General features: G+C 53.6%; 24 protein-coding genes. 9 read left to right on the forward strand and 15 right to left on the reverse strand.

Going from position 1 to position 22,051, the window contains the following annotated elements:
- Positions 1-9: 9 nt before the first annotated feature.
- Positions 10-477, reverse strand: a complete 468-nt coding sequence (locus SGBXF1_RS21725) for an RrF2 family transcriptional regulator (RefSeq protein ID WP_037416155.1) — start codon at positions 475-477, stop codon at positions 10-12.
- 166 nt (positions 478-643) lie between these two features.
- Between SGBXF1_RS21725 and SGBXF1_RS21730 the strand changes: the two genes are divergently transcribed.
- Positions 644-1,024, forward strand: coding sequence for a DUF1360 domain-containing protein (locus SGBXF1_RS21730; RefSeq protein WP_186427534.1), 381 nt, complete (start codon positions 644-646; stop codon positions 1,022-1,024).
- 305 nt (positions 1,025-1,329) lie between these two features.
- On the opposite strand, the gene ssb1 is transcribed toward SGBXF1_RS21730, so the two are convergent.
- Positions 1,330-1,866 (reverse strand): single-stranded DNA-binding protein SSB1, encoded by a 537-nt coding sequence (ssb1, locus tag SGBXF1_RS21735; RefSeq protein ID WP_020837150.1) that lies wholly within the window; start codon positions 1,864-1,866, stop codon positions 1,330-1,332.
- A 277-nt stretch (positions 1,867-2,143) separates the two neighbouring features.
- On the opposite strand from ssb1, the gene uvrA reads away from it, so the two are divergent.
- Both uvrA and SGBXF1_RS21745 read left to right on the forward strand, forming a co-directional pair.
- Positions 2,144-4,975 carry an excinuclease ABC subunit UvrA gene (gene uvrA / locus SGBXF1_RS21740; RefSeq protein ID WP_061807796.1) on the forward strand — a complete coding sequence of 944 codons (2,832 nt, stop codon included), beginning with the start codon at positions 2,144-2,146 and terminating at the stop codon, positions 4,973-4,975.
- 225 nt (positions 4,976-5,200) lie between these two features.
- Positions 5,201-6,253, forward strand: coding sequence for an NAD(P)-dependent alcohol dehydrogenase (locus SGBXF1_RS21745; protein ID WP_061807795.1), 1,053 nt, complete (start codon positions 5,201-5,203; stop codon positions 6,251-6,253).
- A 35-nt stretch (positions 6,254-6,288) separates the two neighbouring features.
- Here the strand turns inward: SGBXF1_RS21745 and maa are convergent, their stop codons facing one another.
- The 5 genes from maa to SGBXF1_RS21770 all read right to left on the reverse strand — a co-directional run bounded on the left by maa (position 6,289) and on the right by SGBXF1_RS21770 (position 9,655).
- Entirely contained in the window at positions 6,289-6,846 is a 558-nt protein-coding gene (gene maa / locus SGBXF1_RS21750) for a maltose O-acetyltransferase (protein WP_037416149.1), read from the reverse strand.
- A 167-nt stretch (positions 6,847-7,013) separates the two neighbouring features.
- The gene (locus SGBXF1_RS21755; RefSeq protein WP_037416147.1) at positions 7,014-7,367 is read right to left on the reverse strand and encodes an MmcQ/YjbR family DNA-binding protein; all 354 of its coding nucleotides are present in this window, start codon (positions 7,365-7,367) and stop codon (positions 7,014-7,016) included.
- Between the two features lie 4 nt (positions 7,368-7,371).
- Positions 7,372-7,788: a secondary thiamine-phosphate synthase enzyme YjbQ gene (locus SGBXF1_RS21760; RefSeq protein ID WP_186427535.1), complete on the reverse strand. Its 417-nt coding sequence runs from the start codon at positions 7,786-7,788 to the stop codon at positions 7,372-7,374.
- A gap of 122 nt (positions 7,789-7,910) precedes the next feature.
- Entirely contained in the window at positions 7,911-9,104 is a 1,194-nt protein-coding gene (locus SGBXF1_RS21765; RefSeq protein WP_186427536.1) for an amino acid aminotransferase, read from the reverse strand.
- A gap of 83 nt (positions 9,105-9,187) precedes the next feature.
- Positions 9,188-9,655 carry an Lrp/AsnC family transcriptional regulator gene (locus SGBXF1_RS21770; RefSeq protein WP_037416143.1) on the reverse strand — a complete coding sequence of 156 codons (468 nt, stop codon included), beginning with the start codon at positions 9,653-9,655 and terminating at the stop codon, positions 9,188-9,190.
- A gap of 214 nt (positions 9,656-9,869) precedes the next feature.
- Here SGBXF1_RS21770 and SGBXF1_RS21775 point away from each other — a divergent pair, with 214 nt between their 5' ends.
- Entirely contained in the window at positions 9,870-10,637 is a 768-nt protein-coding gene (locus SGBXF1_RS21775; protein ID WP_037416141.1) for a transporter substrate-binding domain-containing protein, read from the forward strand.
- 47 nt (positions 10,638-10,684) lie between these two features.
- Here the strand turns inward: SGBXF1_RS21775 and alr are convergent, their stop codons facing one another.
- Together alr and dnaB are read right to left on the reverse strand one after the other, a co-directional pair.
- Positions 10,685-11,764: an alanine racemase gene (gene alr, locus SGBXF1_RS21780; RefSeq protein WP_037416139.1), complete on the reverse strand. Its 1,080-nt coding sequence runs from the start codon at positions 11,762-11,764 to the stop codon at positions 10,685-10,687.
- Between the two features lie 17 nt (positions 11,765-11,781).
- Entirely contained in the window at positions 11,782-13,206 is a 1,425-nt protein-coding gene (dnaB, locus tag SGBXF1_RS21785; RefSeq protein ID WP_061807792.1) for a replicative DNA helicase, read from the reverse strand.
- A 180-nt stretch (positions 13,207-13,386) separates the two neighbouring features.
- On the opposite strand from dnaB, the gene SGBXF1_RS21790 reads away from it, so the two are divergent.
- Positions 13,387-14,376, forward strand: coding sequence for a quinone oxidoreductase (locus SGBXF1_RS21790; RefSeq protein ID WP_186427537.1), 990 nt, complete (start codon positions 13,387-13,389; stop codon positions 14,374-14,376).
- A 319-nt stretch (positions 14,377-14,695) separates the two neighbouring features.
- Here SGBXF1_RS21790 and pspG read toward each other — a convergent pair whose 3' ends face one another.
- Entirely contained in the window at positions 14,696-14,914 is a 219-nt protein-coding gene (pspG, locus tag SGBXF1_RS21795) for an envelope stress response protein PspG (RefSeq protein ID WP_037416133.1), read from the reverse strand.
- Positions 14,915-15,063: 149 nt separating this feature from the next.
- On the reverse strand, positions 15,064-16,083 hold the full coding sequence (gene dusA, locus SGBXF1_RS21800) for a tRNA dihydrouridine(20/20a) synthase DusA (protein WP_037416131.1): 1,020 nt from the start codon (positions 16,081-16,083) through the stop codon (positions 15,064-15,066).
- Between the two features lie 208 nt (positions 16,084-16,291).
- Between dusA and SGBXF1_RS21805 the strand changes: the two genes are divergently transcribed.
- From SGBXF1_RS21805 to zur, 4 genes are all read left to right on the forward strand, one after another.
- Positions 16,292-16,825 (forward strand): tetratricopeptide repeat protein, encoded by a 534-nt coding sequence (locus tag SGBXF1_RS21805; protein ID WP_037416128.1) that lies wholly within the window; start codon positions 16,292-16,294, stop codon positions 16,823-16,825.
- Positions 16,826-16,914: 89 nt separating this feature from the next.
- On the forward strand, positions 16,915-17,364 hold the full coding sequence (locus SGBXF1_RS21810) for an RNA polymerase sigma factor (protein ID WP_235189114.1): 450 nt from the start codon (positions 16,915-16,917) through the stop codon (positions 17,362-17,364).
- Positions 17,361-18,125 carry an anti-sigma factor family protein gene (locus SGBXF1_RS21815; RefSeq protein WP_186427538.1) on the forward strand — a complete coding sequence of 255 codons (765 nt, stop codon included), beginning with the start codon at positions 17,361-17,363 and terminating at the stop codon, positions 18,123-18,125. Before SGBXF1_RS21810 ends, SGBXF1_RS21815 begins: the two co-directional genes overlap by 4 nt.
- A 177-nt stretch (positions 18,126-18,302) precedes the next feature.
- Entirely contained in the window at positions 18,303-18,815 is a 513-nt protein-coding gene (gene zur / locus SGBXF1_RS21820) for a zinc uptake transcriptional repressor Zur (protein ID WP_037416859.1), read from the forward strand.
- Positions 18,816-18,908: 93 nt separating this feature from the next.
- Here zur and SGBXF1_RS21825 read toward each other — a convergent pair whose 3' ends face one another.
- The 4 genes from SGBXF1_RS21825 to SGBXF1_RS21840 all read right to left on the reverse strand — a co-directional run bounded on the left by SGBXF1_RS21825 (position 18,909) and on the right by SGBXF1_RS21840 (position 21,924).
- A complete protein-coding gene (locus SGBXF1_RS21825) occupies positions 18,909-19,118 on the reverse strand; it encodes a CsbD family protein (protein WP_017894203.1) in 210 nt (69 codons plus the stop codon).
- 265 nt (positions 19,119-19,383) lie between these two features.
- Positions 19,384-20,724: an MATE family efflux transporter DinF gene (dinF, locus tag SGBXF1_RS21830; RefSeq protein WP_186427539.1), complete on the reverse strand. Its 1,341-nt coding sequence runs from the start codon at positions 20,722-20,724 to the stop codon at positions 19,384-19,386.
- Positions 20,725-20,825: 101 nt separating this feature from the next.
- Positions 20,826-21,434, reverse strand: a complete 609-nt coding sequence (lexA, locus tag SGBXF1_RS21835) for a transcriptional repressor LexA (RefSeq protein WP_037416119.1) — start codon at positions 21,432-21,434, stop codon at positions 20,826-20,828.
- Between the two features lie 121 nt (positions 21,435-21,555).
- The gene (locus SGBXF1_RS21840) at positions 21,556-21,924 is read right to left on the reverse strand and encodes a diacylglycerol kinase (RefSeq protein ID WP_061807784.1); all 369 of its coding nucleotides are present in this window, start codon (positions 21,922-21,924) and stop codon (positions 21,556-21,558) included.
- Positions 21,925-22,051: the final 127 nt, after the last annotated feature.

Consider the following 22,051-nt stretch of genomic DNA (forward strand, 5'->3'; position numbering starts at 1 on the left):
GCGCCATTATCATTTGGCGCTGTCGATGCAGGCAGCGCCATTTTCCTCGGATCCCTCGGGAAAGTGACGGTCGAATTTCTCTTTCAGGTTTTCCAATGTGATTTCTGCAAAGCGAGCCAGTAATGCCTGCTCAGCCTCATCCAATACGTTTCCCAACGCCTGATTCACCGCTGCTTCAACCGCGCACTCCGGATGCTGCTCCCCGCCACCAATCGCGAAAAGCTGGTTAACCCCCACCGCGCGGTAAATATCGAGCAAACTGATATCCCGCAGATCGACGGCGATTCTCCAACCACCATGATGGCCTTTTTCTGATGTAACGAAACCCGCATCACGCAGGCCAGCCAGAGTACGTCTGACAACAGCACTGTTGGTGCCCAACATCACCGCAATCTGTTCCGACGTATAGACACTGTTGTGCCGCGCCATATGCAATAACACGTGCAGCATGCGCGAAAGCTTATTGTCCTGACGCATTTCAGCCCCCTTTCCCAATGCATTATTCATGTATCTTACAATGATACAAGATATTGACAACGGCAAATATCACGTGCTCTTATAAGTTACATAAGAGAGTCACCGTAATGACCCCTCTTGAAAAGCCTCGTTCCGTTACTCAACAACCCACAATGGGGAAAACATTATGACCGCCATATTGTCTTCGGACCTCTCGGTATGCCTGATGATTGCCCTGGCATCGGCCAGCATATCCATGACGGTGACCCAGACCGAACTTTTCGCCGCTCTGCGAGCATGGACAGCGAGAAAAAACGATCTACTGGGCCATCTTTTTAAGTGCTTCTACTGCATGAGTCACTGGGTAGTCATTGCGGGAATGCTGATTTACCGCCCCACGCTAATGAACAGTGACGTCGTTCTGATCGACTGGGTGATGACAGCTTTTATCGTACTCACCATCACGACCTTTATTAACGGTCTGCTGTTTAAAGCGTTTCAGGCGGCGATTCATACCCACGTGATGAAACATGAAGCACAACAACTCATGAACCCACATGAACAATGAGGTTTGGAGGATTTCGCGGGCCATCTGGCCAGTTGGCCCGCCAGCGAGTACTTGCCAGACAAACAACTCGAACTTAGGGGCAGTTAAAAGCACAATTTTGCGACAGGCTGCTATTGTCGCCGCCGACCAGCACCGAAAAACGTATCACTGACGTACGTCTTCCCCGACTGCAACGTTCCTCTCCGCCCTTGCTGATTCATGCCTGATGGCCGGAAAACCGTGGTTTTATTTGGCCTTATCCACTGTGCTGCAGGCATAAAAAAACCCGCATAAGCGGGTTTTTTACAACATATCCAAACCAAATCTTAGAAAGGAATGTCGTCGTCAAAATCCATTGGTGGTTCATTGCTGCTGGCTGCTGGTGCGTTATTCTGCGCTGGGCGAGCTTGCTGACCACCGCTGAACTGGTTGCCGCCCTGTGGCTGCTGAGGTTGGCCCCAACCGCCCTGGCCACCAGAAGCCTGGCCGCCGCCTGCAGGTGCACCGCCGCCTTGACGGCCGCCCAGCATTTGCATGGTGCCGCCAACGTTCACAACCACTTCGGTGGTGTATTTTTCTACGCCAGCCTGATCGGTCCATTTACGGGTTTGCAGAGCGCCCTCGATATAAACCTGGGAACCTTTACGCAGATATTCGCCCGCAACTTCAGCCAGCTTGCCGAACAACACCACACGGTGCCACTCGGTCTTTTCTTTCTGCTCGCCAGTCGCCTTGTCACGCCAGCTTTCGGAGGTTGCCAGGGTAATATTGGCCACTGCACCGCCATTCGGCATGTAACGGACTTCCGGGTCTTGGCCCAGATTCCCGACCAGAATTACTTTGTTTACGCCTCTGCTGGCCATGAGAACTCTCCTGATGATTGATTTTTACACAGTATAAACGAGTAAGTTTAACACGCTCAGCCTGAAACGACACCCGTGTTGATTACTGCGTATTGTATTCCAGAATTGTCCTTTCGATCGACCTGCTTGCATTCATGTACTGGATATTCATTCAGGTTTTTTTGTGTCATAATTATGCGTTTCGTACTGGCTGTGCCGGTTTTTTGCGCGTTCGATCACAAAACAACCTGTAAATAACCCAGACAGGCGCGGTGTATCATCAAGACGGGAAGTGTAAATGGATAATATCGAAGTTCGTGGTGCTCGAACCCATAATCTCAAAAACATCAACCTGATTATCCCGCGTGACAAGCTGATCGTCGTCACCGGCCTGTCCGGTTCAGGCAAGTCCTCGCTGGCCTTTGATACTCTGTATGCCGAAGGGCAGCGTCGCTATGTCGAATCGCTCTCCGCCTATGCACGCCAGTTCCTTTCGCTGATGGAAAAACCGGACGTCGACCACATTGAAGGTCTGTCACCGGCAATCTCCATCGAGCAGAAATCGACCTCACATAACCCACGATCTACGGTTGGTACCATCACCGAGATCCACGATTATCTGCGCCTGTTATTTGCCCGCGTCGGCGAACCACGCTGCCCGGATCACCATGTACCGCTGGCGGCACAAACCGTCAGCCAAATGGTGGACAACGTACTCAACCAGCCAGAAGGCAAACGCTTGATGCTGCTGGCGCCGGTGGTGAAAGACCGCAAGGGTGAGCACACCAAAACGTTGGAAAACCTGGCGAGCCAAGGCTACATCCGTGCGCGCATCGACGGTGAAGTGTGTGACCTGTCCGATCCGCCGAAGCTGGAATTACAGAAGAAACACACCATCGAAGTGGTCGTTGATCGCTTTAAGGTACGTGACGATCTGTCCCAGCGCCTGGCAGAGTCGTTCGAGACTGCACTGGAGCTGTCCGGCGGTACCGCGGTGGTCGCCGATATGGACGACGAAAAAGCGGATGAGCTGTTGTTCTCCGCCAACTTTGCCTGCCCAATCTGCGGTTACAGCATGCGTGAACTGGAACCCCGTCTGTTCTCGTTCAACAACCCAGCCGGTGCCTGCCCGACCTGCGATGGTCTGGGTGTACAACAGTTCTTCGATCCTGAGCGCGTGGTGCAAAATCCCGAGCTTTCGCTGGCCGGTGGTGCAATCCGCGGCTGGGATCGCCGTAATTTCTATTACTTCCAGATGCTGCGTTCATTAGCTGAGCATTACGCGTTCGACGTTGAAGCCCCCTTCAACAGCCTGGACGCTGACGTGCAAAAAGCAGTACTCAGCGGCTCCGGCAAAGAGTCGATCGAATTCAAATACATTAACGACCGCGGTGACACCACCGTGCGCCGCCATCCGTTCGAAGGCGTGCTGCACAACATGGAACGCCGCTATAAAGAGACCGAATCGAGCGCAGTACGTGAAGAGCTGGCGAAGTTTATCAGCAACCGTCCTTGCGCCTCGTGCCACGGTACTCGTCTGCGTGAAGAAGCACGCAACGTGTTCGTTGAAGACACTACGCTGCCGGAAATTTCCGATCTCAGCATCGGTCACGCAATGACTTTCTTCCAGAACATGAAGCTCAGCGGACAACGTGCCCAAATCGCAGAGAAAGTCCTGAAAGAAATTGGTGATCGCCTGAAGTTCCTGGTGAATGTTGGTCTGAACTACCTGTCACTGTCACGCTCAGCAGAAACCCTGTCCGGTGGTGAAGCACAGCGTATTCGTCTGGCCAGCCAGATTGGTGCTGGCCTGGTGGGTGTCATGTACGTGTTGGATGAACCGTCGATTGGCCTGCATCAGCGCGACAATGAGCGCCTGTTAGAAACCCTGATCCACCTGCGTAACTTGGGTAACACAGTGATCGTGGTAGAACATGACGAAGATGCCATCCGCGCTGCGGATCACGTGATCGATATCGGCCCCGGTGCCGGTGTGCACGGTGGTCAGGTAGTAGCGGAAGGCACTGTCGAAGACATCATGGCACAGCCGGAATCACTGACCGGCCAGTTCCTCAGCGGCAAACGTGAGATTGCTATTCCAGAACAACGCGTCCCTGCAGATCCAACCAAGGTGCTGAAGCTGAGCGGCGCACGTGGCAACAACCTGAAAGACGTGACGCTGACACTGCCAGTGGGACTGTTTACTTGCATTACCGGGGTTTCTGGCTCGGGCAAATCAACGCTGATCAATGACACGCTGTTCCCGATCGCCCAGCGTCAACTCAACGGAGCTACCATTGCCGAACCGGCCCCCTTCCGTGAGGTCAACGGTCTGGAGCATTTCGACAAGGTCATCGATATCGATCAAAGCCCGATCGGTCGTACCCCACGTTCCAACCCGGCAACCTACACCGGTATCTTTACCCCGGTGCGTGAGCTGTTCGCCGGCGTGCCGGAATCACGCAGCCGTGGCTACAACCCGGGCCGTTTCAGTTTTAACGTCAAAGGTGGCCGCTGCGAAGCCTGCCAGGGCGATGGTGTGATCAAGGTCGAAATGCACTTCCTGCCGGATATTTACGTGCCGTGCGACCAGTGCAAAGGCAAACGCTATAACCGTGAAACACTGGAAGTGAAGTACAAAGGCAAAAGCATCCACGAAGTGCTGGAAATGACCATCGAAGAAGCGCGTGATTTCTTCGACGCGGTGCCTGCACTGGCGCGCAAACTGCAAACCTTGATGGAAGTCGGCCTGTCGTATATTCGCCTTGGTCAATCAGCGACCACGCTGTCTGGCGGTGAGGCGCAGCGCGTCAAACTGGCGCGTGAGCTGTCGAAACGCGGTACCGGCCAAACACTGTATATTCTGGATGAACCGACGACCGGTCTGCACTTCGCCGATATTCAGCAACTGCTGGCGGTACTGCATCAACTGCGCGATCAGGGCAATACCATTGTGGTGATTGAGCACAACCTGGACGTGATTAAAACCGCGGACTGGATTGTCGACCTAGGGCCGGAAGGCGGCAGCGGCGGCGGTGAGATCCTGGTTGCCGGTACGCCGGAAACCGTGGCCAACTGTGAAGCATCCCATACCGCACGCTTCCTCAAGCCATTACTGAAGAAGAAGTAATCCCTGCCCGGCGGGCAGTCCCTGTGACGGCCCGCACTATTACCTGTTTCGCTCAAATTGAACAGAAACAGGCAAGATTTAGACATTTTCAGGCATTTCCCTCCTTGCTCGCAGCTTTTATCATCAATGTTCCCTCTGTGGCCCCTTGCTCTACTCAGGCCACGTCTCACCGGCATCCCACTGCCGGAAGCCGTTTCCCCCTACTCATTGATGACTGGAGTTACCATGAACATTACGCACGCCTATGCCGCGCACGACGCCACGTCAGCGCTAGTTCCTTTTGATTACACACCGCGCGCCCTGCGCGAACACGATGTGCAAATCAACGTTCTGTTCTGTGGCGTCTGCCATTCTGATTTGCATCAGGCCCGCAACGAATGGACCAATACCATTTTCCCGGTAGTACCTGGCCACGAAATCGTGGGGCGTGTAAGCGCCGTCGGCAGCCACGTTTCACGTTATCAGATCGGCGATTTAGTCGGTGTCGGTTGTATGGTCGACTCTTGTCGCAGTTGCCCAAGCTGTGACGAAGGGTTAGAGCAATACTGTGAAAACGGCTTTACGGGCACCTATAACGGCCAGGATCGACAAACCGGAGCTATCACCTACGGCGGCTACTCAACCGACATGGTAGTTGATCAGGACTTCGTGCTACGCGTACCGGAAAACCTCGATCCAGCCGGTGTAGCGCCGTTGCTGTGTGCGGGTATCACCACCTATTCACCACTGCGCCAATGGGGCGCCGGGCCGGGTAAAAAGGTGGGCATCGTCGGTCTCGGTGGTTTGGGGCATATGGGCGTCAAATTAGCCCGTGCGATGGGGGCACATGTGGTGCTGTTCACCACCTCAACATCTAAAGTCGAGGACGCCAAACGCCTCGGCGCTCATGAAGTGGTGATCTCGCGTAACCCGGACGAGATGGCGCAACACACGAACAGTTTCGACTTTATTCTTAACACCGTGGCGGCACAGCACGATCTGAACCCATTCCTCAACCTACTGCGCCGTGACGGTACATTGACGCTGGTCGGCGCACCGGAACACGATCACCCGTCACCGCAAGTGTTCAACCTGATCATGAAACGCCGCCGCATCGCCGGTTCGCTGATCGGCGGCATTGCCGAAACCCAGGAAATGCTGGATTTTTGCGGCCAACATGGCATTACCTCAGATATTGAACTGATCCCGATGCAGCACATCAACCAGGCCTTCGAACGGATGCTGAAAAGTGACGTGAAATACCGTTTCGTGGTAGACATCAATTCACTACGAGCCTAAGCACTGCGGGCGCCCATGGCGGCGCCCGGTTTTTCTTACAGTTGTTTAATGATTCGTGCCGGGTTGCCACCGACCACGCAGTTGGCTGGCACATCTTTAGTCACTACCGCACCGGATGCCACCACCACGTTATCCCCCAGCGTAACACCTGGATTTATCACCGCGCGACCGCCGATCCACACGTTATCGCCAATGCGTACCGGTTTGCCAAACTCTGCCCCGCCGACACGTGTTTCTGCATCCAGAGGATGGGTAGCGGTGTAAATATGGACGCCCGGTGCCAACATGCAATTATCACCAATGTGCACTTCACACACATCGAGGATCACGCAATCAAAATTAGCGTAGAAGTTTTTGCCCAGATAAATGTTGTAGCCGTAATCGCAGCGAAACGTCGGTTCGATGGTTCCCCCCTGATATTGACCCAGAAGTTCCGCCAGCCATTGTTTACGTAATCCCCCCTCATCCGGAGACGAGTGGTTGTAATGGTGTACCAACTGACGTGCACGCTTGCGCTCGCTGCGGAGTAACTCATCACCGGCGTCATACAATTCACCGGCAATCATCTTGCGTTTTTCTTCACTCGTGGCCATGTCATGACATCCTTTCGTCTTACGGCTTATTGATTAAATAAGCCTAGTCGTTTCAATCAAACATTAAAAAGGGAACGTTCCCAAAACCAAATTGAGTTCACAGTTTGGAAGATAAACTACAGAGAATGAGAAAACGAAGAAGGCAGGTGCGTACCTGCCCTCGAGATTTAAGCGCGCAGCTCTTGACGCACGTGATCAGGTAACCCTTGCAGCACAAGTTGATACGAGCTGTCGATCAAACTATAGAACTGGGAGTTCGGCAGGTTACCGTCGAGAAACACGGTATTCCAGTGAGCCTTGTTCAGCCGCTCGCAGGCAACAATCTCTGGATGGTGTTCCCGCAGGCTCTCCGCCAGTTCCGGGCTGGATTTTACCGCCAGCGCCGGACGCCCCTGCACCTCGCACACCATAGCGAACATCACGTCGCCGACCTTAATCTGACTTGCCTGCCACTGGTTCTGGTCGCTCTGTTCCGCGCCCGGCTTCGCCATGCAGTATTCCAGCAGTGCTGCGTTATTCATTGGGTTATTCCCCCTGTAAAGTGGCCACAATCCGGCGTGAACCGCCGTGGATGCGGTGCTCCCCCAGCCAAATTCCTTGCCATGTGCCCAGCATCAGTCGCCCGTGACCGACAGGCAGCGTCAAGGACGTGCCCAACAGAGAGGATTTGATGTGCGCCGGCATGTCGTCCGGCCCTTCATAGTCATGTTGATAGCGTGCGTTCTCTGGCACCTGACGCAGGAAATGCTGCTCCATATCGGCTCGCACCGTAGGATCACAGTTCTCATTCAGCGTCAGCGAAGCCGAGGTATGCTGCAACAACAGATGCAGCAGGCCAGTTTGCAGGCGGTGTAAGTGGGTTAGCTGGTCAGTAATTTCTTCAGTAACCAGATGAAAACCACGCGCTTTTGCGCTGAGGATTAGCGTTTGCTGATGCCACATGAGTGAGCGCCCCTCAATCAGTATATTCTCTATCCAGTTTGCGGCAACCCCGGCGGCAAACCGACAACAAAAAGGGAGCGATATCGCTATCGCTCCCTTGCGAACGTCAAACCCTAACAACATTATTGCACTGCGGCAAACGCCTCGGCCACCTGATGCACGTTGTTATGGTTCAGGCCGGCCATGCAGACACGGCCGCTGTGAATCAGGTACACACCGAACTCTTCACGCAGGCGATCGACCTGTGCTGCGCTGAAACCGGTGTAGCTGAACATACCGCGCTGTTCCAGCAGGTAATCGAAGTTACGCTGCGGCAGAGCAACTTTCAGCGCTTCCACCAGCGTTTTGCGCATCTCCAGGATGCGGGTGCGCATGGTTTCAACTTCTGCCAGCCACTGGGCTTTCAGCTGCGTATCGTTCAGTACCTTCGCCACCACCTGCGCACCGAAGTTCGGTGGGCTGGAGTAGTTGCGGCGAACCGTAGCCTTTAACTGGCCCAATACGCGCCCGGCCGCTTCTTCGCTTTCACACACCACCGACAGGCCGCCAACGCGTTCGCCGTACAGCGAGAAGATTTTCGAGAACGAATTACTCACCAGGCATGGCAAGCCCGCAGCAGCAATTGTGCGAATGGCGTAAGCGTCTTCGGTAATCCCGCCGCCAAAGCCCTGGTAGGCGATATCGAGGAACGGGATCAACTCACGTTCGGCGATCACTTTGACCACGTCATCCCACTGGGCATTTGTCAGATCAGAGCCCGTCGGGTTATGGCAGCATGGGTGCAGCAGCGCAATACTGTGTTTTGGCAGTTGTTTCAACGCGCTCAGCATGGCGTCAAATTTCACACCCAGGCTTTCGTTGTCGAAGTACGGATAGGTGTTCACTTTAAAACCGGCACCACCAAAGATAGCAATGTGGTTTTCCCAGGTCGGATCGCTGACCCACACCTGCGAATCCGGGAAGTAGCTTTTCAGGAAGTCTGCGCCGACTTTCAGCGCGCCAGAACCGCCCACGGTCTGAATGGTGGCGATACGGCCTTGTTGCAACATCGGGTGCTCAGCACCAAACAGCAAATGTTGAACCGCAGTACGGTAAGGGTGCAGGCCTTCCATCGGCAGATACACCGATGCGCCCTGATCCACCGCGTTCAACTGCGTTTCAGCTGCGGCAACTGCTTTCATCTGCGGGATAATGCCCTGCTCGTCATAGTAAAGGCCGATACTCAGGTTAACCTTGTGCGAACGGGGATCTTTTTTGAATTTTTCCATCAGCGACAGGATCGGGTCACCTGCATAGGCATCAACGTTCTGAAACACGGGGTTGTTCTCCTGGATTATTAGGGTTCGGGGGCACAGTATTACGCTCTAATATAGACGGAAAACGGCGATCGGTTTTAGCTTTATCTCGCAACAGGCAACAAACCGTTTTCCTTGATACGGTTGAGCACTACCGCCGTTTTGATATGTGCCACACTTTTATGCCGAGACAGCGTCTGGCTGATGAAATCGTCCAGCGCCGGCAGGTCCGCTACGGCGACTTTCAGCAGATAATCAGCATCGCCAGTGGTTTTATAGGCGTCAAGAATGGCGTCCACTTCTTCCAGCATCTGATGGAAACTGTCAATTTGCTCCTGCCCGTGCTGGGTTAGGCTTACTTCAATCAGCCCTACAAGCCCCAGTCCGACCGCCTCTGGTGCCAACCGTGCATGATAACCACGAATCAATTGCGCCTGCTCCAGGCTGATACGCCGCCGTGAACACTGGGAAGCAGACAGCCCAACCAGTTCGCTCAGTTCCTGATTGGTCAGACGGCCATTGGCCTGTAACAGCGTCAGGATTTTCATATCAAAATCGTCAATGTTGTACATAGCCACCTGTAAACTGTGTTAATAAATGTTGACGTTACAGCCTATCAGTTTTTTGACTGTGGATACCCTTCCCCCGCCGAGGTTGTGAAGCGCACAGCAGCAATGCCGAACGTTTCCACCAACTCATGGCATAAAAAGTGGGTAACTCGCGCAAGTCAGCAACAATTAACGGCTAAATAGCGCATAAAACCACGAATGTATAAAAAGGACGCCGATGAAAAAGCTATTACCTCTCGCACTGCTGGTTGCCGCCGGGAGCGCCAGCGCCCAATCACACCTGGATAAGGTTATTCAACAGGGCACGTTGGAAGTGTGCACGACTGGCGATTACAAGCCCTATACCTTCCTGAAAGAAGACGGCAGCTATGAAGGTATTGATATCACCATGGCGGAATCGCTGGCAAAGAGCCTGGGAGCCAAAGTGAAATGGGTGAAAACCAGTTGGAAAACCCTGACGCCTGATTTTGTCGCCGGTAAGTGCGACATCGCTATGGGCGGGATCTCCGTCACGCTGCAACGGCAGAGGCAAGTGTTCTTTGCCGATAAGCTGGATACGGACGGCAAAATCCCGTTAGTGCGCTGCACCGACGTGAAGAAATACCGCACCATCGACCAGATCAATAAACCGTCGGTACGCCTGCTTGAACCGGCGGGCGGCACCAACGAAGCCTTCGTTCACGCCTATCTGCCCAAAGCCAAGCTGACGCTAACCCATGATAATGTGGGAATTTTCCAGCAGTTAGTCGACAAGAAAGCCGATGTAATGATCACCGACGCTTCCGAAGCGTTATATCAGCAAAAACGCTATCCGAAGCTGTGCGCGGTAAACCCGAACAAACCGATGCAATACGGCGAAAAAGCCTACATGCTGCCGCGTGATGATTTGAGTTGGAAATTGTATGTGGATCAGTGGCTGCACCTGGCCAAAGCGACCGGTGAGTATCAAAGCATTATCGATCAATGGTTGGCAGTAAAGAAGTAACACGAACATGATCAGGGCCAGCACATGGTTGCTGGCCCCACGAGAAGCTATTCGCCGATATATTCCATCGCTACACGCTGTGTCAGCTTGGTAATCAGTTCATAAGCGCTGATGCCGGTGCAGGCTGCAATGCGTTCAACGGGCAACGCTTTCCCCCACAACACCACTTCATCGCCAACCTTATCCGTCGCATCAGGCCCCAGATCGACCGACATCATGTCCATCGACACGCGACCGACTATGGGGACTTCACGACCGTTGAGCCACACAGGGGTGCCGGAAGGTGCACTGCGCGGATAGCCGTCGCCATAGCCCATCGCCACCACGCCCAAGCGGGTATCCCCTTCACTCACCCAGGTGCCGCCGTAACCTACAGATTCACCGGCCTTGTGCTCACGTACCGCAATCAGGTTCGATTTCAGCGTCATGGCTGGTTGCAGATCGAACTGACAGCCATTAGAACCTTCCATCGGCGAAACACCGTATAGGATAATACCCGGACGAACCCATTCATTGTGTGCATCCGGCCACAGCAGAGTACCACCAGAGGCAGCGATCGAACGCTGGCCCGGCTTGCCACGGGCAAAGTTCTCAAAACACTGCATTTGCTTCAGCGTCGTGTCGGATTCAGGTTCATCGGCGCGGCTGAAGTGACTCATGATATTGACCGGCTGTACGACGTTACGGCAGGCACTCAAACGCTGATAGAAGGCCTCAGCCTGCTCCGGGCGTACGCCCAGGCGATGCATGCCGGTGTCCAACTTCATCCACACCGGCACCGGACGTGACAGCGTGGCCTGCTCCAGTGCTTCAAGCTGTTCAATACTATGCACGGCAGTTTCAATGTTATTGGCCACTAACACCGGCAGATCTTCGGCGGAGAAGAAGCCTTCCAACATCAGGATGGGTTTGACGATGCCACCAGAACGCAGCATCAGCGCTTCGCCAATGCGTGCCACGCCATAGCAGTCGGCATCTTGCAGGGTGTGCGCTGTTTCCAGCAGGCCATGTCCATAAGCGTTTGCTTTCACAACGGCAATCAGGCGGCTTTGTGGCGCCTGGCGGCGCACCTGTTGCAGATTATGTCGCAGAGCGCGGCGGTCGATTACAGCGGTTGCCGCTTTCATTTCAGTTCCTTAGCTGATTATTCGTCATCATATTGTGGCCCCGCGTAGTTATCGAAACGCGACCACTGGCCGTTAAAGGTCAGGCGCACGGAACCGATTGGGCCGTTACGTTGCTTACCTAAAATAATTTCGGCAATCCCTTTCAGATCGCTGTTCTCGTGATAAACCTCATCACGGTAGATGAACATAATCAGGTCGGCATCCTGCTCGATGGAGCCAGACTCACGCAGGTCGGAGTTGACCGGACGTTTGTCGGCACGCTGCTCCAGGCTTCGGTTCAACTGCGACAGCGCCACCACAGGCACCTGCAGCTCTTTCGCCAACGCTTTCAGTGAACGGGAGATTTCAGCAATCTCCAGCGTACGGTTGTCGGACAAAGAGGGCACACGCATCAACTGCAGGTAGTCAATCATGATCAGGCTAAGGCCATCATGCTCACGGAAAATACGACGCGCACGGGAACGTACTTCGGTTGGCGTCAGGCCGGAGGAGTCATCAATGTACATATTGCGCTTCTCCAGCAAAATGCCCATGGTGCTGGAAATACGCGCCCAGTCCTCGTCATCAAGCTGGCCGGTACGGATACGTGTTTGGTCAACGCGCGACAGCGACGCCAGCATACGCATCATGATCTGGTTGCCTGGCATTTCAAGGCTGAAGATCAGTACCGGTTTTTCCTGCGTCATCGCAGCGTGTTCGCACAAGTTCATGGCGAAGGTGGTTTTACCCATCGAAGGACGAGCGGCAACGATGATCAGATCCGACTTTTGCAAACCTGCGGTTTTCTTATTGAGATCCTGATAGCCGGTATCCACCCCGGTAACGCCATCATGCGGCTGCTGATACAACTGCTCAATGCGTGCAACCGTATCCTCCAGGATGCGTTCGATACCTTTCGGGCCTTCATCTTTGCTGGCGCGATTTTCCGCAATTTGGAATACACGTGATTCAGCCAGATCGAGCAAGTCTTCACTGCTGCGCCCTTGCGGATCATAACCGGCGTCAGCAATCTCATTAGCCACCGAGATCATCTCACGCACTACCGCACGTTCGCGTACGATATCTGCATAAGCGCCAATGTTGGCAGCACTTGGGGTATTTTTCGATAGCTCTGCCAAATAGGCGAAGCCACCGACAGAATCCAGCTCGCCCCGCTGTTCCAGTGACTCGGACAGCGTGATCAGATCGATCGGCCGGCTCATTTCCAGCAGGCGCTGCATCTCGGTAAAGATCAGACGGTGCGGGCGGCTGAAGAAGTCGTTGGCAACAACGCGTTCCGCCACGTTGTCCCAGCGTTCGTTATCCAGCATCAAACCGCCCAACACGGACTGTTCCGCCTCCAGCGAATGTGGCGGCATCTTCAGCCCTTCCATCTGGCGATCTCGTGGACGATCTCTGGCTTCGTCCGCGTTTGTTTTGTTGGTTGGTTTTTTTCCTGCCATGAAGCGTATTCTTTATCCGGTTGCGAATGGAGAATCCTGACGCGAGAGTATACGTGATTTTTATCTGTGATTCCTGCGGCATAACCGATGCAAAAAAGGTATCAATCTGCGCAAGGGCAAACTGGATCACCGATACTAAAACGCGTAGGGTGAAATTAGACACCCACACGAGGTAATGAAATGGCAAAGCGCATTCAATTCTCCGCCACCGGCGGCCCAGAAGTGTTGCAATACGTTGATTTTACACCCGTAGACCCAACCGCCGGTGAAGTGCAGGTCGAAAACAAAGCGATCGGCATCAACTATATCGACACCTACGTGCGTAGTGGGCTGTACCCACCGGCCACCCTGCCCAGTGGATTGGGTACCGAAGCCGCCGGCGTCGTCATTAAGGTCGGTGCGGGTGTCACCGCACTGAAGCCCGGTGACCGGGTGGTTTACGCTCAGTCGTCACTCGGTGCCTATAGTGAAGTGCACAACGTTGCGGTTGAAAAAGTGGCGATATTGCCGCACAACCTGAGCTTTGAGCAAGGCGCAGCCTCTTTCCTTAAAGGGCTGACGGTACACTATCTCTTGCGACAAACTCATGAAGTACAGCCAGGTGAAATATTCCTGTTCCATGCCGCCGCAGGTGGCGTCGGGTTGATTGCCTGCCAATGGGCCAAAGCGCTTGGGGCAAAATTGATTGGCAGCGTAGGTTCCGACGACAAAGCCGAGCTGGCAAAACGTGCCGGTGCGTGGGCAACCATCAATTACCATAAGGAAGACATCGCCCAGCGCGTGGCTGAACTGACGCAGGGGGAGAAAGTCGGTGTGGTGTATGACTCTGTTGGGCAAAGTACCTGGCAGAGCTCGCTCAATAGTCTGAAGCGACGTGGGTTGATGGTCAGTTTCGGCAATGCCTCCGGCCCGGTTACCGGTGTCGATTTGGCGCTGCTTAACCAAAAAGGTTCGCTGTATGTCACCCGCCCTTCCCTTAACGGCTACATTACCAATCGTGCTGAACTGCAGTTTGCCAGTAATGAACTGTTCTCACTGATCGGCAGCGGAGCCATCAAGGTCGACGTTAAAGAAGAACAGAAGTTTGCATTGGCCGACGCACAGCGCGCGCATCAGGTACTGGAAAGCCGCAACACCAGCGGTTCAAGCCTGCTGATTCCTGAGCGTTGAGATCGCCTACTGGATCGTTATGACAAATAAAAAGGGCTCCGTAAGGAGCCCTTTTTATTACTGCGTTTGTAGGGGTAGAGCAGAGTCCGCCAGAGACAGGGGTTGCTTGAGCAACACGCATATTTGGTATTACTGCCTCTTGCGGTGATGAAATAGGTCGCATCGCTGCATCGACAAACATCCTAACAGCCCGGAAACGCAAAAAACATGGCTAATGCGGCGCATTAGCATTTAAAGCGCCAAGCTGTGATCGCTGCCGCATTCAGAGCAAGTCTGTTGCGTATATTTCAGCGTGACCGACTGATTATTCGACAAAAAATCAATAACGCCGGATTTGTGGTTTCTGCATCGAACGGTATATCCACACACCCACAACAGCCAGAATCAGCCACGGCAACAGCTTAATCACCATCGCAAACAGACCGCCAATCAACATAAATGCCGCTGCCACCAGTAACGCGGCGAACACGCCCAACAGCGAAATCCCGGTCACCATCAGCATGACGACAAAACCGATAAGAAAGAAGAGTTCCAGCATGATTTTGCTCCTTCGCAAAACGAGGTATCTGCTGAGTTATTACAAAAAGCATGCCAGAAACACGACGGAACTAAGTGATTGAAATTAAAAAAAAGGCATGTCACAGCGCGCAACATGCCTGGTCAAAAAAACTAACTTTTAGTCAAATTTTATACCGATTCCGCCATCTCGGTACGCGGCAAACGCACTAAATTCAGCGCCTGCTCAACCACACGCGCATCGGCCCCTGGCTTATGTGCATTTTCGCTCAGGTGCCGGCGCCACTGACGTGCTCCCGGAACTCCCTGGAACAAACCTAGAATATGGCGGGTAATGTGACCCAAATAAGTGCCATTCGACAGCTCGCGTTCGATGTACGGATACAGCGACTCGATAATCGCTATACTGTCCATAACGTCTGTCTTCTTGCCAAACAGTTCACTGTCAACCCGCGCCAAAATACCCGGATTCTGATAGGCTTCGCGCCCCATCATTACGCCATCCAGATGCAGCAGGTGCTGTTTCGCCTCTTCCAGCGTTTTTACCCCACCGTTAATGGCCAAGGTCAGCGTTGGGAAATCACGTTTTAACTGGTACACACGTGGATAATCCAATGGCGGTACCTCACGGTTCTCTTTCGGGCTCAGACCTGAGAGCCAGGCTTTACGCGCATGAATCGTGAACATATCGCACTCGCCACGCCCGGCAACGGTGTCGATAAAATCACACAAAAATTCGTAACTGTCCTGGTCGTCGATGCCAATACGGGTTTTCACCGTCACGGGGATCGACACCACGTCGCGCATCGCCTTAATGCAATCAGCAACCAACGTTGCCTGCCCCATCAGGCAGGCCCCGAACATGCCATTCTGAACGCGATCGGATGGGCAACCGACATTGAGGTTGATCTCGTCATAACCGCGCTGCTCAGCCAGTTTGGCACAGTGCGCTAACGCAGCCGGATCGCTTCCGCCGAGTTGCAGTGCAACTGGATGTTCCTCTTCGCTATAAGCCAGATAGTCACCCTTACCGTGGATAATCGCCCCGGTAGTCACCATCTCGGTGTACAGCAGCGTTTCCTTGGTCAACAGGCGGTGAAAGTAACGGCAATGACGATCGGTCCAGTCGAGCATTGGCGCGATGGAGAAACGATTGGCGGCGTATTTTGAGGCGTTATTGTCTGTCGTCATGCTGGGCTACTGGCTACCTGATTCTGTCTGGGATTCAACAAACGGCGTACTGCCGCAAACGGCTATTATACCGACAATCGGTGGTATTGGGAAAACTGCCGCACCTATAGATTAAAAAATAATCAGAAAAAAACGAATAAACGGGCGCTTTTAGGTGTTCTCTCTGCAAGGGTGCAGCTCAGCACCCTCTCCCAATGAGGAAACAACCATGAACAATTTCGTCAAACGCCTGTTGCTACCCGTCATTGCCAGTTCTCTGTTGATTTCCGGTGCAGCATTAGCGATGGGGGGAGATGGCAGCGGCCAGACCACGCCAACCTGCCCGAAAGGTCAGATATACGATACAAAAACCAAGACGTGCATGGTGGATAAAAGCAGCATGATCAACGACAACGATCGAGCAAACTACGCTTATGCACTGGCAAAAAGCGGTCGCTATCAAGAAGCACTCGATGTACTTAACACCCTGAAGGATCCCAACACCGCCGTGGCGCTGAATTACCGAGGCTATGCCACCCGCAAGCTTGGCCGCACTGATGAAGGGATCAGCTACTATTTAAAATCAGTGGCGCTCGATCCTAACTACCCAAAAGTCCGCGAATACTTGGGCGAAGCTTATATGGTGAAGGGCCGCCAGGACTTGGCAAAAGAGCAGTTGAAGGTGATTCAATCACTGTGCGGCACCGGCTGTGAAGAGTACAAAGATCTGGCAGCCGCCATCGATCATCACCCAGAATCATGATGTAACAGAGCCTGGAGGCGCACATCAGCAGAGATGCGATTCGCAACGAAATCGGCCAGTACCTTTCCCGTCTGTGGCGCTATGGCCTGGTGCTTTCCCACCGACGGGATATTGCCGATGACTTGGTGCAAGCCACTTGTGTGCGTGCCCTTGAGCGCGCCGCACAGTTTGCTGAGGGAACGCGTATGGACCGCTGGTTATTTGCAATCCTTCATTCCATCTGGCTTAACGAGATCCGCGCTCAACATATCCGCCAGGGACAGGGTTTTGTCGATGTCGACGAACTGGCCAGTGCAGAAAATGGAGAGGAGCCCATATGGGCCAACGAGGTGATGCAGCGCGTTAATCAACTGCCCGAAGCACAGCGTAATACACTTTTCCTGGTATACGTGGAGGAGCTTTCCTACCGTGAAGCAGCCGAGGTGTTAGGTGTACCTGTTGGCACCATAATGAGCCGTTTGGCCGCTGCGCGACTGAGGTTGGCGAACGATAGCGTGCTGCAAACCCGCTCGCCGCAGGCAAAAGGAGAACAATCATGAGCTCAACCTATGCTGCGGATGAACTGCTGGTCGCCTATTTGGACAATCAGTTAGACCCACAACAACGCCAACAGCTGGAGCAACGCCTGGCTGGCGAACCGGCATTAGCCGAGCGTTTGTCATTGCTGGAACGCAGCAGTCTGCCTTTTAAACAAGCATTCGCCCCTTTACTTGATGAAGCACCAGTACAACGATTAAGGGGCGCATGGCCACTCACCGCAATGACGCCACAGCCGGGCGTCAGTCGTCGTGGACTCATTGCCGCCGCCGTTAGTTTCTTGGCTCTCGGGATTGCAGGCGATCGCGTCTATATACAGTTAAGCCAGCCGGAGGACAATTGGCGCAGCTTAGTCGCCCAATATATGGCGCTGTATACGCCGGAAACGCTGGCCGATGTTGATGTTAATGAATCAGCAACGCAAATTGCCGTTCAATTACAGCAAACCGGCGATCGACTGGGCATTACCCTCCCGGCAAAACAGTTGGTGTTAAACGGTGCTGAACTGAAAAACGCCCGCGTACTGGCTTACGACGATCGACGCATAGCTCAATTGACCTGGCTAGATGCGCAGTATGGTGCACTGGCGCTATGCATTATCCAGCAAACGGGCAAACGACAACCCGCCGAAAACGAACGCCGCCAAGGAATGAACGTAGTCTATTGGTCTGATAGCAGCCACGCTTTTATGCTGATTGGCCATAATCCAACGGGTGAAATGACCGCATTGGCAGCCCGCTTACAACGTGCCTTATCTCCCTGACACCGGTGTTCTTCCCGCCAACCGCTGAGACAAATTGTGAATAGCATCACATTTCGGGTTAAGTGCCAGTGGCCAACCGAACGATTAATGCGCCATCTCAGAGGAAAAGGGGCCGACTCTCGGCGATTTGGCTGAACCATGGTAAAATCGGCTTTTTTACGTACCGGGAAATTTGCCATGAACTCAAGCACCCAGGAAAAACTGCTGGCGCAGGCTGAACAACTCTGTCAGCAACGCAATGTGCGACTGACACCGCAGCGGCTGGAAGTGTTACGCCTGATGGCACAACAGCCCGGTGCCATCAGCGCTTATGACCTGCTCGATCTGCTGCGCGTCGCTGAACCCCAAGCCAAACCGCCAACGGTTTACCGTGCGCTGGACTTCCTGTTGGAACAAGGCTTCATTCACCGGGTCGAGTCAGCCAACAGCTACGTGCTGTGTCATCACTTTGAACAACCGATGCATACTTCCGCGCTGTTTATTTGTGATCGCTGCGGTCAGGTGACAGAACGCACGACTGAAGGGATCGAAGATACGCTGCAAAAACTGGCTAAAGAGTCGGGTTTTGTCCTGCGTCATAGCGTAGTGGAAGCACACGGTCTGTGCGTCGCCTGCGTTGAAGTAGAAGCTTGCGACAGCAAGCATGATTGCGGCGAACATGACCATAGCATTGCTATCAAGAAGAAATAAGCGGGGTTAGCAGGCACCTCCCTGTGTCTGCAGACTTGGCGTCAAGGGGGGAGACACCAAGCTTCTGGCCGCAATCTGCTGCTGCCTATCGCTCTACCAGCGATATTTGTTGTGATCTTCCCAAGACTTCACTTCTTTTTCGGCCGCCTCTTTCTGGTAGCCATAACGCTCTTGGATTTTACCGACAAGCTGTTCGCGTTTCCCTTCGATGACCGTCAGATCGTCATCGGTCAGCTTGCCCCATTTTTCCTTCACTTTCCCTTTAAACTGCTTCCAGTTACCGTCGGCTTGATCTTTGTTCATAGTATCTCCGTTAACCTGTGGTGAATCAGTTTCAGATCCTGCTGGCCGAGGAGAATCCCCGTTCACTTCGCCAGCCACATGATTAATTATAGAAGCAGATAGCGACAAACAAATAAAAACCAGAATTAAAATCCATTTTTAAATCAAAAATAAGAAAAAAACGCCAACAAACAACTTCCTATGCGACATTATTCGCAGGCGATAATATGTAACAAAATACAAATTAAAACATAAATGAATTTTATGTTTTAGTGAGAAAATCACATCATTGCGCGGTTGAAAACCAGCTGCCGCGCAGCCTGTGACGGTGCCAAATCCATCCAAGCGCGATGCCACGCAGCGCAAGAAAGACCGCCAGCGCCAACCATAATCCATGGTTGCCCAAGACAGGCACGCTTAACAGCGTCAAGCCGTAGCCCGCAGCCGCTACGGCCATGCTGTTACGCATTTCTGCGCCGCGAGTTGCACCAATGAACATGCCATCCAGTAAATAGCACCACACCCCTACCAGCGGGAGCACCACCTGCCAAGGCAGATAGTCTCTCGCCATCGCGCGCAGTTCTGGCAGCGAGGTCAATGCCGCAATGATTTGCTGCCCGGCAAACGCATAAACCACACCAAAGGCCAGCGCCACCAAACAGGCCTGTCGGCAAGCAGCCCGCCACACCTTGCGCAATTGGCTATCATCGCGTGCGCCATAGGCATGACCAGAGTGCGCTTCTACCGCGTAGGCAAAACCATCAAGCGCATAAGCGGTAAAGGTCAGTAAATTCATCAGTACCGCATTGACTGCCACTACGTCACCGCCAAGTCTGGCACCGAAGATAGTCAACGATGCCAAGCACAGCTGCAGCAACAGTGAGCGCAACATAATATCGCGGTTCAGCGCGAGCAGACGCCGGAGGTTTCCGCGCCAGGCATGGCGCAACATGGGTACCGAAATACCGCGTATGCGCATTACACGCCAGGACAGCCATAGCCCCAGCAGCAGCGTGGCATATTCAGACAAAGCCGTCGCTGTCGCCGCCCCCTGAACATTCCACCCCAGCCCCATCACCAGCCAGATATCCAGTACGATATTTAATAGATTACCGACAATCAGCAGAACGACCGGCGCCCGCACGTATTGCACGCCAAGCAACCAGCCCAAGATCACCATATTTGCCAATGCCGCTGGCGCGCTCAGCCAACGGATTTCAAGAAACAACCGTGCCTGCTCAAGCACCGCGTTATCGCCGCCGACAATATGCAGTGCCGTATTGATCAACGGATGGCGTAGCAACACGATAGCGACACCGGCCAATACCGCCAGCAACAGCGGTTGCATAAAGGCGCGTGCCAATCCCTGCGGGTTTTGTGCGCCCAACGCCTGTGCCGTCAACCCGGTGGTACTCATGCGCAAGAACAGCAGCAGCATAAACAGGAAGCTGGTGGCCATCGCGCCAACCGCCACGCCCCCCAAGTAAATCGGACTATCCAGGTGGCCAATGACCGCTGTGTCGACCAACCCAAGCAGTGGCACAGTGATATTGGAAAAGATCATCGGTAGCGCAAGACGCCACAAGGCTTTATCGGTATCGCTGGTAAAAGCAGAAATCAGGCGCATAGTGAAATGTTCCCGTGGCAGTGCGGTTTTAATCAGTCAGAAATGACATCGCCCCAGAGCTGGGGCGATTTAAATCAGAGAACGATGTTCGGGCGTGGGGATTAAACCCAGTCGCCATTGCGGATCACACCGACCGCCAGACCTTCAATGGTGAAATTCTGCTGGCGCAGATCAACCACAATCGGTTGGAACTCACTGTTTTCTGGCAGCAGTTCAACGACATTGCCGTGTTTTTTCAGACGCTTAACTGTGACTTCGTCTTCAATACGCGCCACAACGACCTGGCCGTTACGTACGTCCTGAGTTTTATGTACCGCCAGCAGGTCGCCGTCGAGAATACCGATATCACGCATCGACATACCGTTAACCCGCAGCAAGAAATCTGCACTCGGTTTGAATAAGGAAGGATCCACTTTGTAGTGCCCTTCGATATGCTGTTGCGCCAACAGCGGCTCACCAGCGGCCACGCGGCCAATCAGCGGTAAACCTTCTTCATCTTCCATCAGCAAACGAATGCCGCGCGACGCACCAGAGACGATCTCGATGACGCCTTTACGCGCCAATGCTTTCAGGTGTTCTTCTGCAGCATTTGGCGAGCGGAACCCCAGACGCATGGCGATTTCGGCGCGCGTTGGCGGCATGCCAGTGGACGAAATATGATCGCGAATCAGATCATAGACCTCTTGCTGTCTGGTAGTTAGTGCTTTCATTCCGCCCCCTGTTTGTTTATACAGTCTTGCTGTGAGTATATACAGGTAAGTGCGGCTTGGGAACCGAAGAATGAATAAAAATCAGGGATTAGCGACCCATGTCGCAACAGGGCCACCCCACTCAGGCAAAGTGCTGCCAGAGTACCGAGCCCCAGACAAACAGTGCCAAAATAATTGCCAGTGAAACTGCCGCCGACCCCATATCTTTCGACCGGCCCGAAAGCTCATGATGTTCAGTACCCACCCGATCGACAATCGCCTCAATCGCGCTGTTGAGCATCTCGACGATCATCACCAGCAGCACCGATCCGATCAGTAAAATGCGTGCTATCGCACCCACGTCCAGCCAAATCGCCAGTATGATAGCCAGCACGGTCGCCACCAGTTCTTGGCGGAATGCAGCTTCATGCTGCCAGGCAGCGGAAAAGCCTTTATAAGAGTAGCCGGCGGCTTTAATAATACGGGTCAGGCCGGTTGCTTGGTTTGCCATGTTTTTTAGTGCCTTTCACAGAGGTAAGTCATAATTAAAGAGTCTAGGCCAGGAAATGCTTCCGGCTCTCGGTTTTCCAACACCACAGATCTGCTACCCGGTTTCTGGTATGCTTGCGGCGCATTGC

This window comes from Serratia grimesii (assembly GCF_900186025.1).
In the GTDB taxonomy this organism is placed as follows: Bacteria; Pseudomonadota; Gammaproteobacteria; order Enterobacterales; family Enterobacteriaceae; genus Serratia; species Serratia grimesii.